The organism is Bacillus sp. N13C7 (assembly GCF_026790065.1).
GTDB lineage: Bacteria > Bacillota > Bacilli > Bacillales > Bacillaceae > Bacillus.
This window is the reverse complement of the sequence record NZ_JALAMO010000007.1, coordinates 335,198-350,489: the sequence shown is the minus strand read 5'-3', so window position 1 is coordinate 350,489 and position 15,292 is coordinate 335,198. Positions and strand designations below refer to the sequence as shown.

The following is a 15,292-nucleotide window of genomic DNA, read 5'->3' as shown; positions in this document are numbered from 1 at the left end:
GGTTAGCGGGTGATTCATTTATCCTTTTCCATGTTGCAACATGGCGGAATTTGGATAAATAGGAAATCTGACTTGGTTTTACTCTTCTTTTATTTACTAATTATGCAAAACACCGCATACACTTCTAAATACCCAATACTATCTTCACGCAAAAAAAAGAGCCGTTATCATCCGGCTCTTTTACTCTTCCTTTTCAAAATGGCGTTTTTTCAATACGTCAAGCACATCATCCAGCGGCAGAGCTTGCTCCCTGAGCAGGACAAGCAGGTGATAAAGCAGATCTGCCGCTTCCCATTTGAGTTCCTCGTGGTCTCGGTTTTTCGCGGCGATGATGACTTCAGAAGCTTCTTCACCGACTTTTTTCAAAATCTTATCAACGCCTTCTCGGAAAAGGTAAGTGGTGTAAGCACCTTCAGGCATTTCCGCTTGGCGTTCCGCGATGACGCGCTCCAGTTCGTTGATGATGTCGAACCGGCCCGCAGCCTGTTCTTCTGTTTGGTCCTTTGTAAAACAGCTGTAACTGCCAGTGTGGCAAGCCGGGCCAGACGGTTCTACGAGCACAATCAGCGCGTCCTGGTCGCAGTCATACCGGATACCCTTGACGGCTTGTGTGTTGCCTGACGTTTCACCTTTATGCCATAACGCTTGGCGCGAGCGGCTGTAAAACCATGTTTCTTTCGTTTCCAACGTTTTTTCATACGATTCCTTATTCATATAGGCAAGTGTCAGCACTTCTTTGTTTGCCGCATCCTGCACGATGGCAGGAATTAATCCGTCCTCGTTAAAACGCAATTCATCCGCCTGCTTCATCTCACATTCACCCCGTGATCTTTCAAGTATGATTTCACTTCTTTAATTGATGTTTCTTTATAATGAAAAATAGAGGCAGCCAGTGCGGCGTCGGCTTCTCCTTTTGTAAAAGCCTCAAGCATATGCTGTGCGTTACCCGCGCCTCCTGAGGCAATAACCGGCACAGGAACAGCTTCAGAAATAAGCTTTGTCAGCCTGTGGTCAAACCCTTTTTTCTCACCGTCAGCGTCCATGCTCGTCAGCAATATTTCTCCGGCTCCGCGTTTGACGCCTTCTTTTGCCCATCTTGTGACTTCCCAATCTGTTTTCTTTCTGCCGCCGTGCGTGTAGACCTTATATGTGTCAGATTCTTCGTCATACTTGGCATCGATGGCAAGAACGATGCACTGGGAACCGAAAAACTCGGCTCCTTCTGTAATCAGCTCAGGGCGGAGAACAGCTGCCGTGTTCACCGACACTTTGTCCGCTCCGGCACGCAGAATCGTTTTCATATCGCTAAGCTGATTGATGCCGCCGCCGACTGTAAACGGAATCGCGAGCTTCGCGGCAACCTGCTCCACAACGTCAACCATCGTTTTGCGTCCTTCATGCGAGGCAGAAATATCAAGAAAAACGAGTTCATCCGCGCCTTCCTGGTCGTACACTTCCGCCAGTTCAACTGGGTCACCGGCATCCATCAATTCAAGAAATTGAATTCCTTTGACAACGCGTCCTTCTTTAACATCAAGACATGGAATAATCCGTTTTGTAATCAATTCCGCTTCACCCTTTCAAGCGCCTCGCTCAGCGTAAACTGATTGGTATACAGCGCTTTTCCGATGATCGCTCCAGAAACGCCGTCCGCCTGATAGCGGGCGAGGGCTTCGAGCTCCACGACGGAGCTGACTCCGCCGGAAGCGATCACAGATTTCCCCGTTTCCTTCGCAAGCTCGACAGTGCTTTCAATATTGGGGCCTGACAGCATTCCGTCTGTCGCGATGTCAGTAAAAATAAAGACTTCCGCACCTTCATTGGCAAGCTCTTTGCCTAGTTCGGTTGCCTTAAGAGTTGATGTTTCCAGCCATCCTTCTGTTGAAACAAAGCCGTTTCTCGCGTCCAGTCCGATTGCAATTTTCTCGCCATATTGTTTCAGCATTTTTTTTACAAACGGTGGGTTAGAGACAGCTGAGCTCCCCAGGATCACCCGATCAACTCCGCCTGATAAGTATTCATAGACGTCTTTTTCGGAACGGATCCCGCCGCCGATCTCAACTTTCAGATCCAGCTTTTGCGCAATCTCAAACACATGGCGGTCATTTACTCTTTTCCCTTCTTTGGCTCCGTCGAGATCAACGAGATGGAGCCATTCGGCACCCTCACCCGCAAATAATGCGGCCATGTCGTACGGTGAGTCGCCGTAAATGGTTTCCTTATTATAATCTCCTTGGACAAGACGGACACATTTGCCGTTTCTCATATCTATTGCCGGATATAATGTAAAAGCACTCATTTTTTCACCTTCTGTTCTGCTGCCATTTTCGTGAATTGGGTTAAGATGGACATTCCGACCGTGCTGCTTTTTTCCGGGTGAAATTGGGCGCCAAAGACGTTCCCTTTTCCGACTACAGCAGGCACTTGCACACCATAATCAGCGCTTGCCAAAAGTGCGTTCTCCTGCATCCCGTCAATGTAATAAGAATGTACGAAATAAGCGTACCCTTCCTCTGTTTCAGCCAGCAGCGGAGATTCATTATGAAAGGAAAGTCGGTTCCAGCCCATATGCGGAACCTTCAGCTTGTTTCCTTTCTCATCTTCCGCTTTCAGCCTGACCGCTTTTCCTTTTAACAGCCCGAGTCCTGACGCGGTGCCGTTTTCTTCGCTTTTATCAAATAAAAGCTGCATGCCGAGGCAGATCCCGAGAAGCAGCCTTCCCTCTGAGACCATATCGTGAATTAATTGATCCAGCTTCGCATGGCGCAAATTGTCCATAGCGTCTCCAAATGAACCGACCCCCGGCAAAATGAAGGCATCGGCTTTTCTCAGCTCCCCCGGCTTTTCAGAAACAAAGTACGGTACGCCGACACGCTCAAGCGCCTTTGAGACACTGTATAAATTGCCCATTCCGTAATCTATCACGCCAATCATTTACAGCATCCCTTTCGTTGACGGGATTCCTTTAACACGCGGATCGATCGTTGTCGCTTCATCAAGCGCACGTCCCAGCGCTTTAAAAACAGCTTCAATCATGTGGTGCGTGTTTGTTCCGTAATGAACGATGACGTGCAGGTTCATCCGCGCTTCAAGCGCCAGCTTCCACAAAAATTCATGTACAAGCTCCGTATCAAATGTTCCGACTTTAGCTGCCGGGAAGTCCGCGCGCATTTCTAAGTGCGGCCGGTTGCTTAAATCAATCACAACCTGAGCAAGCGCCTCATCCATCGGAACAAACGCTGATCCGTAGCGTTTAATTCCTTTTTTATCGCCTAAGGCTTCAAGCAGCGCCTGACCTAAGCAAATGCCGATATCTTCAGTCGTGTGGTGATCATCTATATCAACATCGCCTTTCGCGTTAATGGAAAGATCAAATTGCCCGTGTTTCGTAAATAAATCCAGCATGTGTGTCATAAACGGCACGTCTGTTTTGATATCCGCTTGCCCCTCGCCGTCTATGGCGAATGCCAGCTCAATATCTGTTTCGTTTGTTTTTCTGGCGCGCTCCGCTTTTCTCATTTTGAATTCCTCCGTTCTCTCGCTTCGATTGATCTGGCATGCGCTTCTAATCCTTCAAGTCTGGCAAATGCCGCAATGCTTTCGGCATGTTCTTCAAAGGCTGATTGACTGTAAGAAATAATGCTCGATTTCTTTTGAAAATCCGTTACGTTTAATGGACTTGAAAATCTGGCTGTTCCGTTAGTCGGAAGCACATGGTTCGGTCCGGCAAAATAATCGCCGACAGGCTCAGGGCTATATCTTCCTAAGAAAATCGCACCCGCATGTTTGACTCTGCCAAGCAAAGCTTCGGGAGACTGTGTGATAATTTCTAAATGCTCCGGTGCGAGCGTATTGACCGTATCAATGGCTTCTTCCATTGTTTCCGCCACATAGATACAACCGTAATCGCTCACTGCAGCTTCTGCTATTTCTCTTCGGGGCAAGGTTTTCAGCTGCTCGTTTATTTCTGCTGATACCGCCTCGGCCAGCGTCATCGAATCTGTGACCAACACACATGAGCTGAGCTTATCGTGTTCCGCCTGTGACAGCAGATCGGCCGCAATTTCACGCGGAATCGCTGTTTCATCTGCCAGCACGACGATTTCACTCGGTCCGGCAATCATATCGATATCGACATCACCGAACACCTCTCGTTTGGCAAGCGCGACATAAATATTGCCCGGCCCTGTGATTTTATCCACCGGCTCAATGGTTTCGGTTCCGTATGCAAGTGCTGCAATCGCTTGGGCGCCGCCCATTTTGTACATGTCTTTTATGCCTAGCTCGGCAGCGGCGACTAAAACCCCGGGGGACAGCTGTCCGTCTTTTCCCGGAGGCGTCACAAGCACGATTCTTTCCACACCCGCTACGAGTGCCGGAATGACATTCATCAAAACAGAGGAAGGGTATGCCGCCGTTCCCCCCGGCACATATACGCCGGCGGAATCAAGCGCCGTCACTTTCTGCCCCAGCATTGTGCCGTCCTTTCTGTGATAAAACCAGGAGGATTGCATCTGTCTCTCGTGATATTCCCGAATATTTTTGATTGCCTGCCTAATCACCTGAAGGAGCTGTGAATCCAGCAAGGTATATGCTTTCTCAATTTCTTCTTTTGTGACCAGCGGGCTGTCGATTTCGATACCGTCAAATGTCGCCGTGTAGCTGCGAACCGCTTGATCACCATTTGCTTTAACATCTTCAATAATGGACCGGACCGTTTTTCTTTGCTCTTCCGTTCCGGCATCAATGGATCGCTTGAGAGAAAGCCGTTCTGCACTGCTGATGGTTTTGATCTTCATTTTGCCGTTTCTCCTTCCACAACAAGAGATAAACGGGATGCCATTTCGTCTATTACATCGTCTTTCATGCGATAGCTTACCGGATTCACGATAAAGCGGGACGTAATGTCACAAATGTGCTCCGTTTCAACAAGCCCGTTTTCTCTCAGCGTCTGTCCCGTGGAAACGATGTCCACAATTCGGTCCGCAAGCCCAATAAGCGGAGCCAGCTCGATTGACCCGTTGAGCTTAATGATTTCGACTTGTTCTCCCTGCTCCCTGAAATAACTGGAAGCCACATTCGGATACTTTGTCGCGATTCTCGGCGCTACGCCGCTCCAGTCTGCATTGGGAAGTCCGGCGACTGCCAAGTGGCATTTGCTGATTTTCAAATCCAGCACCTCATACACATCGCGCTCCTCCTCAAGCATGACATCCTTACCCGCAATTCCGACGTCTGCCACGCCATGCTCCACATATGTGGTCACATCCATCGGCTTCGCTAAAATGAAACGGAGATTTTCCTCCGGGACATCGATGATCAGTTTCCTCGAATCTTCAAACTCCTCTGGGAGCTTGTAGCCCGCCTGCCGCAGCAGCCCTGCCGCTTCTTCAAATATCCGGCCCTTCGGCATCGCCATTGTGAGTAACTTACCCATTTTGCTCTTCCTTTCTGGCACCGATAAAATAGGTGACGTTTGCAAAAGATTTTGTCATCTGATCGATATTTTTAATTCCAGATAAATCTTGAAGAACCACTTTGTTCCCTTTCATACGTTCTTCATTCGCATAAGCGATGGCTTGCGCCCGCTGCTCTTTGCTGAAAATAACAGCGTCAATGTCACAAGGTTCGTCTTTCAAATGAAGTGCTTCAATCAGCCGGTCGATCCGAAGCCCAAAGCCTGTCGCCGGTGCGGGTGAATCAAAATGGCCCAGAAGCTTGTTGTAACGGCCGCCGCTTCCAATGACAAAGCCGACATTTTCCGCGTACACCTCAAATAAAATCCCTGTGTAATAGCTCATGTGACTGACCATATTCAGATCAAGACGGACATTTTCCGTACATCTATAATCCTCGAGAATGCCCCACAGCGCCTTCAGCTCATCAACCACGCTTTTTCCTTGTGCAGAATCGACGATTTCCTCAGCACGCCCGCAAACTTCTATGCCGCCCCTCAGTTCAAGAAGCTCAAGCAGCCTGCTTTGATCAATGGAGGAAAGCGGGAGAGACTTGACATGTTCTCTGTAGCCAACGTAGTTCTTCTCATATAAAAACCGCCGCAGCACATCAGCGCGTTCAACGTTTCCAAGCACCTCAACAAACAGGGCATCCGCAATGCCGGCATGGCCGATAGCAATCTTAAAGGAAGCCAGCCCGGCGTTTTTTAACGCACCGATTACTAAAGCAATGACCTCCGCATCCGCGCTTGTCGTGCCGTCACCGATTAATTCCACTCCGACCTGCTCGAATTCGGCGGGACGTCCGCCTTCGCGTTCCTGAGCCCTGAACACATTTGCCGCATAGCCGACTCTAAGCGGATGATCGTGTTTCAGAAGCTTTGATGCCGCTACCCTTGCAATCGGTCCTGTCATATCCGGGCGAAGCACCAATGTCTTGCCGTCCTGATCAAGAAGCTTAAACAGCTGCTGCTCTTCAATTGCTGACTGCACGCCAACGGTATCGTAAAACTCCAGTGTCGGCGTTTCCATAAATTGATATCCCCATTTATCGATCAAATCGGTTAACGATTGTCTCACCTTTTTTTTCGTTTCGTATAAACCGGGCAGTGTATCTCTCATGCCGTGCGGTTTTTCAAACATAAACATCAACCCGAGCACCTCCGTTGCAGTGTTTGAAGGAAAATTCCGAATCCTTTAGTTCGCTAATATGATAATATGTTAGCAGATGAAAGAGCGAAAATCAATGCTTACCTTCAGTCAGGATTTTTTTAGTACAAATATCCTTCTCCTCATTATGAAAAAATCATGAATAATGTATTAAAGGTGCGTAATATCTCAAATTCTTTATGTTTAGCATGCTATAATACAAATCAAATAGAGAACAAGGAGATAAAGATGAAAACACTGCGAACTCTATGTGTCCTGATGATTCTTTCAGGCGTTATTTTTTTCGGACTTAAAATAGATGCAAAAGATATAGATATTCCTTTTTTGAACAGCCTTAAAAAAGTGGTTTCTGATAGCGATACAGACTCAGCTGCGAACAGCAAAAAGGAGCTGAAGGGAAGCGCCGAACCGCTGGATGTCATCCTTTATAACCAGATGGACGCGCCTCGGCTCTATAACGGCTGTGAAGTAACAAGCCTTGCGATGGTGCTGAATTACGCGGGATACGACGTAACAAAAAACACATTGGCAAACCAGATTGCCACAGTGCCTTTGACATACAGCAGCGGATTAAAGGGTGATCCGAATGACGGATTTGTCGGGGATATGGCAAATGGCCCGGGTCTCGGTGTCTATCACGGGCCGATCTATCAGCTGGCGAAAACCTACGCCGGCAACAAAGTGTCTGACCTGACTGGAAAAAGCATTTCCGCTGTTTATGCACAGCTTGAGAAAGGCAATCCTGTTTGGGTGATTACGACCGCCAACTTTACGCCAGTGGACAACATGCAGACATGGAAAACGCCAAACGGAACAATAGATATCACGTACAGTGAACACAGTGTCGCCGTTACGGGATATGACGAAAAGTATGTCTATCTCAATGATCCGTATGGCTACAAAAACAGAAAAACCGACAGAACGAGCTTTGAAAAAGCGTGGGAACAAATGGGCAGCCAAGCCATCGTTATTCAAAAGTAAACGGCTGAAAACTGTTCGTTTTTACAGTGCCCTATGCTCTCCCCTGAGCAAATACGACAATATTCATGCTTTTTGTTTCAATCGGTAATATCGATTCATTTTCCATTTATCATCCAAAATTGTCTTTACTTTCAGGCTGTCTGTTTTTATGATTAAAGCAGATTCAGCCTTGCCCCGATCTATGTGAGAGAAGCCGGTGCAAGACGCTGAAGCTTCTCTTACAAATTAAATATTCCGGGGAGGATTTTATCATTGAAAAGAATCGTGTCTATCCTATTTATGTTCAGTTTGGTTATAGGTTTCAGCCAGTTTCAGTCATCAACTGCATTTGCAGCTGACAAAGTGGTTCACGAAACAATTATCGTACCAAAAAATACAACATATGACGGGAAAGGACAGCGGTTTGTAGCAGGGAAAGAATTAGGTGACGGAAGCCAGTCTGAAAACCAGGAACCTGTTTTTCGCGTAGAGGATGGAGCAACCCTGAAAAATGTGGTGCTTGGCGCACCTGCTGCTGATGGCGTGCACACTTATGGAAACGTTAACATTCAGAATGTAAAGTGGGAAGATGTTGGTGAGGATGCGTTAACGGTGAAGAAGGAAGGAAAAGTAACCATTGACGGCGGCTCTGCCCAAAAAGCGTCAGATAAGATTTTCCAGATCAATAAGGCCAGCACATTCACAGTGAAAAACTTCACGGCGGACAATGGCGGAAAATTCATTAGACAGCTAGGCGGTTCAACCTTCCACGTTGATGTGATCATCGATAAGTGCACCATCACGAACATGAAAGAAGCGATATTCCGGACAGACAGCAAAACAAGCACGGTCAAAATGACAAATACACGCTACTCCAATGTCGGCCAAAAATGGATCGGCGTTCAGCATATTTACGAAAACAACAATACTCAATTTTAACAATAAAAAAGCCTGCTGATGTTTATTCAGCGGGCTTTTTGAATCTCTCTTGCATTTCTTCCTTCGTATAGATGATCCTCATCGGATTTCCGCCGACAAATGCCCCGGCAGGTACGTCTTTATGGACAAGCGTTCCGGCGGACACAATTGCGCCATCCCCTATTTCCACACCTGGCAGAATGGTCGTGTTCGCACCGATCATCACTTCGTCTCCGATCAGGACTTTGCCGATCCGGTATTCATGAATCAAATACTCATGGGCCAAAATGGTCGTATTGTACCCGATGATTGTATTTGTTCCGACTGAGATCTTTTCCGGAAACATAATATCCGGCATCACCATAAGGGCAAAGGATGTCTGTTTTCCTACCTTCATCCGCAGAAATGTACGGTACAGCCAGTTTTTCATACCGATAAACGGTGTATATCTCGCCATTTGAATGACAATAAAATTTTTGACAACCTTTACAAAAGGCACCGTTTGATAGACATGCCATAGTGAGTTAGCCCCCGTGACCGGATGGCGATCTGTTTTTCTCACAGATTACTTCACTCCAACGATTTGTAATAGATCACTCATTTTCTCAAGCATATAATCAGGCTCATGCTTCGCCAGCATTTCCGGCCCTTTAATCGTCCATGCGACTCCGGCCGTTTTTGTTCCGGCGTTTTTCCCTGCCAGCACGTCGTGGTAATTATCGCCGACCATAATGGCTTCCGCCGGCACGCTTCCAAGCTGTTTCAGCGCTAAAAGCACAGGCTCGGGATCAGGCTTTGCATTTGTCACATCATCAAGAGTGACGACCGTTTCAAAGAATTCGCCGATTCCTGTCAGCTTGAGGCCCATATTGACAGTATCTCTTAATTTCGTTGTCACAATCCCTAATTTAAAGCCGGATTTTTTCAGTGCATCCAAGGTTTCATACACGGTTTCATATTCAGTCACAAGTGTATCATGCATGTCATGATTGTACGCTCTGTACATGGCGATCATATCATCACATTTATCAGGGTCCATCGAAGAGAATGTTTCAAAAAGAGACGGCCCGATAAATGCGAGCACATCCTCTCTTTTATACTTGCTTGGGTAATAATGCTCCAGTGTATGCAAAAAGGACGCGATAATTAATTCATTCGTATTAATAAGGGTCCCGTCTAAATCAAACAAAATCGTCGTTACTTGTTTGTCACTCATACTGCTTCCTTTCCAACCGGTGAAGGTTTCCATTTTTTCCACGTATGTGCTATGACCATCGTCAGCAGTACTGCTGTGGCGACACGAATCAGAAGAAGAGGCCAGACCGGTATGCCGAGCGGAATAAAGACTAATGTATCTTCCACGACCGCGTGGCAGGCAACGAGAAAAATAAATGCCAACGTCATATCCCGCCTGCTCACACCGTCATCCTCGACAGCCTTGATCATGACACCCGCTCCGTAGGCCAGACCGATTGTCAGTCCCGCCACCATCGTCATAGACGTATTTTTATTCATGCCAAGCAGCTGCGTAAACGGAGACAGCCACCTGGAAAACCGATGCAGCCAGCCTAAATCTCTTAAAAACTGAATAATGATCATCAGCGGGATCACAATTGCCGCCAGCTGCAAAACACCAAGTCCGGCTTTCATTAAAGCCTCGGCCAGCATTGCCAGCCAGCCGTCTGGCGCCGTGCTCTTTGCGGCGATAAAACCGTACTGCGCCGTTTCCTGTCCGCCATGCCAAATGAGGTTGATGACGATGGCTGACACAGCGGCCAAACCGATGCGCACGGCCAATATGACGCCAATTCTGATGCCAACCTTTGCGGCAACTGTCGATTCGATAATCAAGTTATGACAGAATGAAAGCATAACAGCTAAAATAAAGACTTCCTTCACAGATAAATCCAATGTCAAAATCCCGGCAATTCCCGCATACAGATTCAGCATATTTCCCAGCACAAGCGGAATGGCCGCTTCACCTGAAAGCCCGAACAGGCCCATAACCGGTGTGATCAGCCGTACCAGCCAATCCATGACAGACGTATGCTGGAGCAAAGTGACCAATAGTGTTACCGGGAAAATGACTTTACCGAGCGTCCATGTTGTTTGAAGACCTGCCGCAAGACCAGCCAGAAAGATTTTCTTCATCCCTCAGCCCCCTTTGTTGACGTCTACTCCGCGTAACGCTCCTTCGAGTACCCCTTGACCCGTCTGAAGATGATGGCTCCCACAGCCAAAACAATCAATACGATTGAAATCACCTGAGCGATGCGAAGTGTATCAGCTAGCATTAAGCTGTCAGTCCGCATTCCTTCAATAAAGTATCTTCCGATCGAATACCAAATGATATAGGTCAAGAACAGCTCGCCTCTCCTTAAATTCGCTCTGCGCAGGAGGAGCAAAACGATGACGCCGACAAGGCTCCACAGTGATTCATATAAAAAAGTAGGGTGGTAGTATTGCCCGTTGATGTACATTTGATTGATGATAAATTCAGGCAGGTGCAGGTTTTCTAAAAAGGCTCTGCTGACTGCCTCGCCGTGCGCTTCCTGATTCATGAAGTTTCCCCAGCGGCCGATCGCCTGGCCGAGCAAAATGCTGGGGGCGGCAATATCCGCAAGCTTCCAGAATGAAAGGTTTTTCACTCTTGAAAACACATAACCTGTTAAAATGGCGCCGATTAACCCGCCGTGAATGGCAATGCCGCCCTTCCAAATCTTAATGATTTCTCCCGGATGCGCCGCATAATAATCCCATTCAAATGCAACGTAGTAAATTCGTGCGCAAATAATCGCAATCGGAATGGCAAACAGGACAAGATCGATAAACGTATCTTTCTGCAGCCCCCTTTTCTCACTTTCCCTCATGGCAATCCAAAGCCCGAGCAAAGCGCCGAGACCGATAATGATTCCGTACCAATGGACGGCTAACGGCCCCAGCTGAAATGCTATTGGATTGAGTGGTTCTATCGCTTCATTCATTTAACGCCAACTCCTATTCGTCTTGTTCACCGTCTTCAATGACATCCGCCAGCTTGTTGGTAAATTGTTCAGCGGCATTCAGCCCCATCCGCTTCAATCTGAAGTTCATTGCCGCCACTTCGATGATGACTGCGAGATTTCGGCCCGGACGGACGGGAATTGTCAGTTTTGTAATTTCCGTATCAATGATTTTCATGGTTTCTTCCTCAAGTCCGAGACGGTCGTATTGCTTACCCTGCTCCCAAAGTTCAAGGTTCATGACAATCGTGATTCGTTTATTGCTTCTGACCGCACCGGCGCCAAACAGCGTCATCACGTTGATAATGCCAAGCCCCCTGATTTCAAGGAGATGTTCAATTAATTCTGGAGCGTTTCCGACAAGAGTATCCTGATCCTCCTGCCGAATTTCAACGCAGTCATCGGCAACGAGGCGGTGCCCTCTTTTCACAAGCTCCAGCGCAGTTTCACTTTTTCCGACGCCGCTTTTTCCTGTGATCAGCACGCCGACACCATATATATCGACAAGAACGCCGTGAATCGCCGTGGTAGGCGCCAGCCGGCTCTCAAGAAAGTTAGTTAAACGGCTTGACAGCCTTGTCGTTTTCAGCGGTGATCTGAGGACAGGCACACCGTTTTTTTCAGAAGCGTCAATCAGCTCCTGCGGGATAGGCATATCTCTGGAAAGAATGATAGCTGGTGTTACATCAGTGCACAGAGAATCCATTCGCTGCTTTTTCTCCTCTTCCGGCAGCTGCTCAAAGAAAGAAAGCTCTGTTTTTCCGAGAAGCTGCACGCGCTCCCTCGGGTAATATGTAAAATATCCGGCAATTTCAATGCCTGGTCTTGATAAGTCACTCATTGTAATCGGGCGGTTAATCCCTTCTTCACCGCTGATTAATTCCAAATTGAACTGTTCCATTACGTCTTTTGTGCGAACCTTTGCCACGATATGTTCCTCCTGTTCCGGGCTGCCCCGAGCTTGCTCACAATACCTTCATTTTATCACTTTCGGGCTTGAACCTAAAACAGATTTTATAAAAGGCGGGAAAACACCTCAGCTGGTCTAGATCACTAGTCTGAAAAAGAGTAAAATAAATGTATTCATATTCCAGAAAGGCGGATCACCTATGGCAGAAAGTCTACTTATCCGAGACATCGCGATCGTGACAGAAAATGAAGTAATCAAAAATGGCTATGTCGGAATCAAAGGCGGAAAAATCAGCACAGTCTCAACAGAACAGCCTAAAGAATCTTATTCAAAAGAGATAAAGGCACCGGCAGATTCCGTTTTGCTTCCCGGTATGATTGACATTCATATTCACGGCGGCTATGGCGCCGATACGATGGATGCAAGCTTTTCCGCTCTCGACACCATGTCGTCAAGACTGCCCGAAGAAGGCACGACGAGCTTTTTAGCAACAACCATTACTCAGGAACATGGGCACATTTCTCAAGCTTTGGTGAATGCAAGAGATTGGAAAGCAGCTGAAGAATCCTCTTTACAAGGCGCTGAACTGCTAGGCATTCATTTAGAGGGCCCCTTTGTTTCACCTAAAAGAGCCGGAGCGCAGCCAAAGGAATGGATCAGGCCTTCGGATGTTGCGCTTTTCAAAAAGTGGCAGGAGGAGGCAGGCGGGCTGATCAAAATTGTCACACTTGCGCCAGAGGAGGATCAGCATTTTGAACTGATCCGCTATTTAAAAGACGAATCGATTATCGCGTCGATGGGGCACACAGATGCCGACTCCGCACTACTGTCGGAGGCCGCGAAAGCAGGGGCGAGCCATATGACCCATCTGTACAACGCAATGAGCCCGTTTCATCACCGAGAGCCCGGCGTGATCGGAACGGCGCTGGCTCATGAGGGGTTTGTGACAGAGCTTATCGCAGACGGCATCCACTCCCATCCTTTAGCGGCAAAGCTTGCTTTTCTGGCAAAGGGCAGCAGCAAACTCATTTTAATTACCGATTCCATGAGGGCAAAAGGACTGAAAGACGGAGTATATGAGTTTGGCGGCCAAAGTGTGACGGTAAGAGGAAAAACCGCTCTTCTTTCAGACGGCACACTTGCCGGTTCGATCCTCAAAATGAACGAAGGCGCACGGCATATGCGTGAGTTTACAAATTGCCCTTGGACGGATATAGCTAATATAACTTCTGCAAACGCGGCCAAACAGCTGGGCATCTTTGACCGAAAAGGCAGTGTGACAGAGGGAAAAGATGCGGATCTTGTCATTGTCAGCAGTGATTGCGAGGTGATTCTCACCATTTGCCGCGGAAACATTGCATTTATATCCAAGGAGGCTGACCAGATATGAAAGTAATGGAATGTCAAACATATGAAGAGCTAAGCCAAAAAGCAGCCAGCATAGTGGCAGACACAGTGAAGGAAAAACCTGCCGCCGTGCTCGGTTTAGCTACAGGCGGCACGCCGGAAGGCACGTATCGCGAGCTGATCCGCCTGCACCAAACTGAGAACCTCTCATTTAAAAACGTCACTACGGTTAATTTGGATGAATACGCCGGACTTTCAAGCGATGACCCGAACAGCTATCACTACTATATGAATCATCGTTTTTTTCAGCATATCGACAGCCAGCCAAGCCGGCATTTTATTCCCGATGGAAATGCAGACGATCTTGAAGCAGAATGCAGGCGGTACGACCAATTAGTCAAATCCCTCGGCGGCACTGACATCCAGCTTCTCGGCATTGGGCGAAACGGGCATATCGGCTTTAACGAACCGGGAACGCCTTTCAAGTCGCGAACACACGTTGTAACATTAAATGAACAAACCCGCCGGGCGAATGCCAGATATTTTTCTTCCATAGACAGCGTACCAAAACAAGCGCTCACAATGGGAATTGAGACGATCCTCTCAAGCAAACGCATTCTCCTGCTTATTTCCGGCAAAAGCAAAGCGGAGGCCGTGAAAAAGCTGTTAGAAGGAGACATAAGCGAAGATTTTCCCGCATCTGCTTTGCACCTGCATTCTGATGTTACGGTTTTGATTGATCGTGAAGCCGCGGCATTAAAGCCTTGAAAGGAACATGCTGACTATGAATATTGATAAACAATCGCCTATTCCGATTTATTATCAGATTATGGAGCAATTAAAAGCCCAAATTAAGAGCGGAGAGCTGCAGCCGGATATGCCACTTCCCTCTGAGCGCGAATATGCCGAACAATTCGGGATCAGCCGGATGACGGTTCGCCAGGCGCTTTCTAATTTAGTCAATGAGGGCTTCCTCTATCGCCTGAAAGGCCGGGGCACCTTTGTCAGCAAGCCAAAAATGGAACAAGCACTCCAAGGGCTGACAAGCTTTACCGAGGATATGAAAAGCCGCGGAATGATACCGGGCAGCAGGCTCATTGACTATCAGCTTATTGAGTCAACTGAGGAGCTCGCTGCAATATTAGGCTGCGGGCACCCCTCCCCTATCCATAAAATCACTCGGGTGCGGCTGGCGAATGATATTCCGATGGCGATTGAATCCTCGCACATTCCGTTTGAGCTTGCTGGGGAATTAAACGAATCGCATTTTCAATCGTCGATTTACGAGCATATTGAAAGGTACAACAGCATACCGATTTCCCGTGCAAAACAGGAGCTTGAACCAAGCGCTGCAACCTCGGAAGAAGCGGGCATTCTTGGCATTCAAAAGGGAGCGCCTGTCCTGTTAATCAAACGAACAACGTATTTACAGAACGGAACTGCTTTTGAACATGCCAAATCTGTTTACAGAGGCGACCGCTATACATTTGTCCACTATATGGACCGGCTTTCATAAAAAAAGCTCCAAC

The 15,292-nt window shown here is 47.6% G+C and carries 18 protein-coding genes; 5 read left to right on the top strand and 13 right to left on the bottom strand.

Going from position 1 to position 15,292, the window contains the following annotated elements:
• Window positions 1-180 precede the first annotated feature (180 nt).
• Genes hisIE through MOB98_RS09870 form a run of 8 tightly spaced genes read right to left on the bottom strand, consistent with a single transcriptional unit; the run spans window position 181 to window position 6,605 of the window.
• Window positions 181-810, bottom strand: a complete 630-nt coding sequence (gene hisIE, locus MOB98_RS09905; RefSeq protein ID WP_268358196.1) for a bifunctional phosphoribosyl-AMP cyclohydrolase/phosphoribosyl-ATP diphosphatase HisIE — start codon at window positions 808-810, stop codon at window positions 181-183.
• Window positions 807-1,565 carry an imidazole glycerol phosphate synthase subunit HisF gene (gene hisF, locus MOB98_RS09900; protein WP_268358197.1) on the bottom strand — a complete coding sequence of 253 codons (759 nt, stop codon included), beginning with the start codon at window positions 1,563-1,565 and terminating at the stop codon, window positions 807-809. The genes hisIE and hisF overlap by 4 nt, the downstream gene beginning before the upstream one ends.
• Window positions 1,562-2,299: a 1-(5-phosphoribosyl)-5-[(5-phosphoribosylamino)methylideneamino]imidazole-4-carboxamide isomerase gene (hisA, locus tag MOB98_RS09895; protein ID WP_268358199.1), complete on the bottom strand. Its 738-nt coding sequence runs from the start codon at window positions 2,297-2,299 to the stop codon at window positions 1,562-1,564. The genes hisF and hisA overlap by 4 nt, the downstream gene beginning before the upstream one ends.
• Entirely contained in the window at window positions 2,296-2,934 is a 639-nt protein-coding gene (gene hisH / locus MOB98_RS09890; protein WP_268358201.1) for an imidazole glycerol phosphate synthase subunit HisH, read from the bottom strand. The genes hisA and hisH overlap by 4 nt, the downstream gene beginning before the upstream one ends.
• Window positions 2,935-3,519: an imidazoleglycerol-phosphate dehydratase HisB gene (gene hisB / locus MOB98_RS09885; RefSeq protein ID WP_106019624.1), complete on the bottom strand. Its 585-nt coding sequence runs from the start codon at window positions 3,517-3,519 to the stop codon at window positions 2,935-2,937.
• Window positions 3,516-4,799 carry a histidinol dehydrogenase gene (gene hisD / locus MOB98_RS09880; RefSeq protein WP_268358202.1) on the bottom strand — a complete coding sequence of 428 codons (1,284 nt, stop codon included), beginning with the start codon at window positions 4,797-4,799 and terminating at the stop codon, window positions 3,516-3,518. Before hisD ends, hisB begins: the two co-directional genes overlap by 4 nt.
• Complete coding sequence (gene hisG, locus MOB98_RS09875) at window positions 4,796-5,437, bottom strand: ATP phosphoribosyltransferase (RefSeq protein ID WP_268358204.1); 642 nt, start codon at window positions 5,435-5,437, stop codon at window positions 4,796-4,798. Before hisG ends, hisD begins: the two co-directional genes overlap by 4 nt.
• Entirely contained in the window at window positions 5,430-6,605 is a 1,176-nt protein-coding gene (locus tag MOB98_RS09870) for an ATP phosphoribosyltransferase regulatory subunit (RefSeq protein WP_268358205.1), read from the bottom strand. The genes hisG and MOB98_RS09870 overlap by 8 nt, the downstream gene beginning before the upstream one ends.
• A gap of 249 nt (window positions 6,606-6,854) precedes the next feature.
• Between MOB98_RS09870 and MOB98_RS09865 the strand changes: the two genes are divergently transcribed.
• Together MOB98_RS09865 and pelC are read left to right on the top strand one after the other, a co-directional pair.
• A complete protein-coding gene (locus MOB98_RS09865) occupies window positions 6,855-7,607 on the top strand; it encodes a C39 family peptidase (protein WP_268358206.1) in 753 nt (250 codons plus the stop codon).
• Between the two features lie 252 nt (window positions 7,608-7,859).
• Window positions 7,860-8,525 carry a pectate/pectin lyase PelC gene (gene pelC / locus MOB98_RS09860; RefSeq protein WP_268358207.1) on the top strand — a complete coding sequence of 222 codons (666 nt, stop codon included), beginning with the start codon at window positions 7,860-7,862 and terminating at the stop codon, window positions 8,523-8,525.
• 22 nt (window positions 8,526-8,547) lie between these two features.
• Here the strand turns inward: pelC and hprF are convergent, their stop codons facing one another.
• Genes hprF through hprK form a run of 5 tightly spaced genes read right to left on the bottom strand, consistent with a single transcriptional unit; the run spans window position 8,548 to window position 12,434 of the window.
• Complete coding sequence (hprF, locus tag MOB98_RS09855; protein WP_268358208.1) at window positions 8,548-9,066, bottom strand: heptaprenylglyceryl phosphate O-acetyltransferase; 519 nt, start codon at window positions 9,064-9,066, stop codon at window positions 8,548-8,550.
• A gap of 3 nt (window positions 9,067-9,069) precedes the next feature.
• Window positions 9,070-9,720, bottom strand: a complete 651-nt coding sequence (ppaX, locus tag MOB98_RS09850) for a pyrophosphatase PpaX (protein WP_268367162.1) — start codon at window positions 9,718-9,720, stop codon at window positions 9,070-9,072.
• Window positions 9,717-10,655: a nucleoside recognition domain-containing protein gene (locus tag MOB98_RS09845; protein ID WP_268358210.1), complete on the bottom strand. Its 939-nt coding sequence runs from the start codon at window positions 10,653-10,655 to the stop codon at window positions 9,717-9,719. The genes ppaX and MOB98_RS09845 overlap by 4 nt, the downstream gene beginning before the upstream one ends.
• 23 nt (window positions 10,656-10,678) lie before the next feature.
• The gene (gene lgt, locus MOB98_RS09840; RefSeq protein WP_268358212.1) at window positions 10,679-11,488 is read right to left on the bottom strand and encodes a prolipoprotein diacylglyceryl transferase; all 810 of its coding nucleotides are present in this window, start codon (window positions 11,486-11,488) and stop codon (window positions 10,679-10,681) included.
• Between the two features lie 13 nt (window positions 11,489-11,501).
• On the bottom strand, window positions 11,502-12,434 hold the full coding sequence (gene hprK, locus MOB98_RS09835) for an HPr(Ser) kinase/phosphatase (RefSeq protein ID WP_268358213.1): 933 nt from the start codon (window positions 12,432-12,434) through the stop codon (window positions 11,502-11,504).
• 181 nt (window positions 12,435-12,615) lie between these two features.
• On the opposite strand from hprK, the gene nagA reads away from it, so the two are divergent.
• The 3 genes from nagA to nagR are packed head-to-tail and all read left to right on the top strand — an operon-like array spanning window position 12,616 to window position 15,279.
• Complete coding sequence (gene nagA / locus MOB98_RS09830) at window positions 12,616-13,806, top strand: N-acetylglucosamine-6-phosphate deacetylase (RefSeq protein ID WP_268358214.1); 1,191 nt, start codon at window positions 12,616-12,618, stop codon at window positions 13,804-13,806.
• The gene (gene nagB, locus MOB98_RS09825) at window positions 13,803-14,531 is read left to right on the top strand and encodes a glucosamine-6-phosphate deaminase (RefSeq protein ID WP_268358215.1); all 729 of its coding nucleotides are present in this window, start codon (window positions 13,803-13,805) and stop codon (window positions 14,529-14,531) included. The genes nagA and nagB overlap by 4 nt, the downstream gene beginning before the upstream one ends.
• Window positions 14,532-14,547: 16 nt before the next feature.
• The gene (gene nagR / locus MOB98_RS09820) at window positions 14,548-15,279 is read left to right on the top strand and encodes an N-acetylglucosamine utilization transcriptional regulator NagR (RefSeq protein ID WP_268358216.1); all 732 of its coding nucleotides are present in this window, start codon (window positions 14,548-14,550) and stop codon (window positions 15,277-15,279) included.
• The last annotated feature ends 13 nt before the right edge of the window (window positions 15,280-15,292 follow it).

What these genes read in the sequence shown, in the direction of transcription:
- hisIE (WP_268358196.1), bottom strand. Translation starts at nt 810, where the DNA reads ATGAAGCAGGCGGATGAATTGCGTTTTAACGAGGACGGATTAATTCCT.
- hisA (WP_268358199.1), bottom strand. Translation starts at nt 2,299, where the DNA reads ATGAGTGCTTTTACATTATATCCGGCAATAGATATGAGAAACGGCAAA.
- hisH (WP_268358201.1), bottom strand. Translation starts at nt 2,934, where the DNA reads ATGATTGGCGTGATAGATTACGGAATGGGCAATTTATACAGTGTCTCA.
- hisB (WP_106019624.1), bottom strand. Translation starts at nt 3,519, where the DNA reads ATGAGAAAAGCGGAGCGCGCCAGAAAAACAAACGAAACAGATATTGAG.
- hisD (WP_268358202.1), bottom strand. Translation starts at nt 4,799, where the DNA reads ATGAAGATCAAAACCATCAGCAGTGCAGAACGGCTTTCTCTCAAGCGA.
- hisG (WP_268358204.1), bottom strand. Translation starts at nt 5,437, where the DNA reads ATGGGTAAGTTACTCACAATGGCGATGCCGAAGGGCCGGATATTTGAA.
- MOB98_RS09870 (WP_268358205.1), bottom strand. Translation starts at nt 6,605, where the DNA reads ATGTTTATGTTTGAAAAACCGCACGGCATGAGAGATACACTGCCCGGT.
- MOB98_RS09865 (WP_268358206.1), top strand. Translation starts at nt 6,855, where the DNA reads ATGAAAACACTGCGAACTCTATGTGTCCTGATGATTCTTTCAGGCGTT.
- ppaX (WP_268367162.1), bottom strand. Translation starts at nt 9,720, where the DNA reads ATGAGTGACAAACAAGTAACGACGATTTTGTTTGATTTAGACGGGACC.
- MOB98_RS09845 (WP_268358210.1), bottom strand. Translation starts at nt 10,655, where the DNA reads ATGAAGAAAATCTTTCTGGCTGGTCTTGCGGCAGGTCTTCAAACAACA.
- lgt (WP_268358212.1), bottom strand. Translation starts at nt 11,488, where the DNA reads ATGAATGAAGCGATAGAACCACTCAATCCAATAGCATTTCAGCTGGGG.
- nagA (WP_268358214.1), top strand. Translation starts at nt 12,616, where the DNA reads ATGGCAGAAAGTCTACTTATCCGAGACATCGCGATCGTGACAGAAAAT.
- nagB (WP_268358215.1), top strand. Translation starts at nt 13,803, where the DNA reads ATGAAAGTAATGGAATGTCAAACATATGAAGAGCTAAGCCAAAAAGCA.
- nagR (WP_268358216.1), top strand. Translation starts at nt 14,548, where the DNA reads ATGAATATTGATAAACAATCGCCTATTCCGATTTATTATCAGATTATG.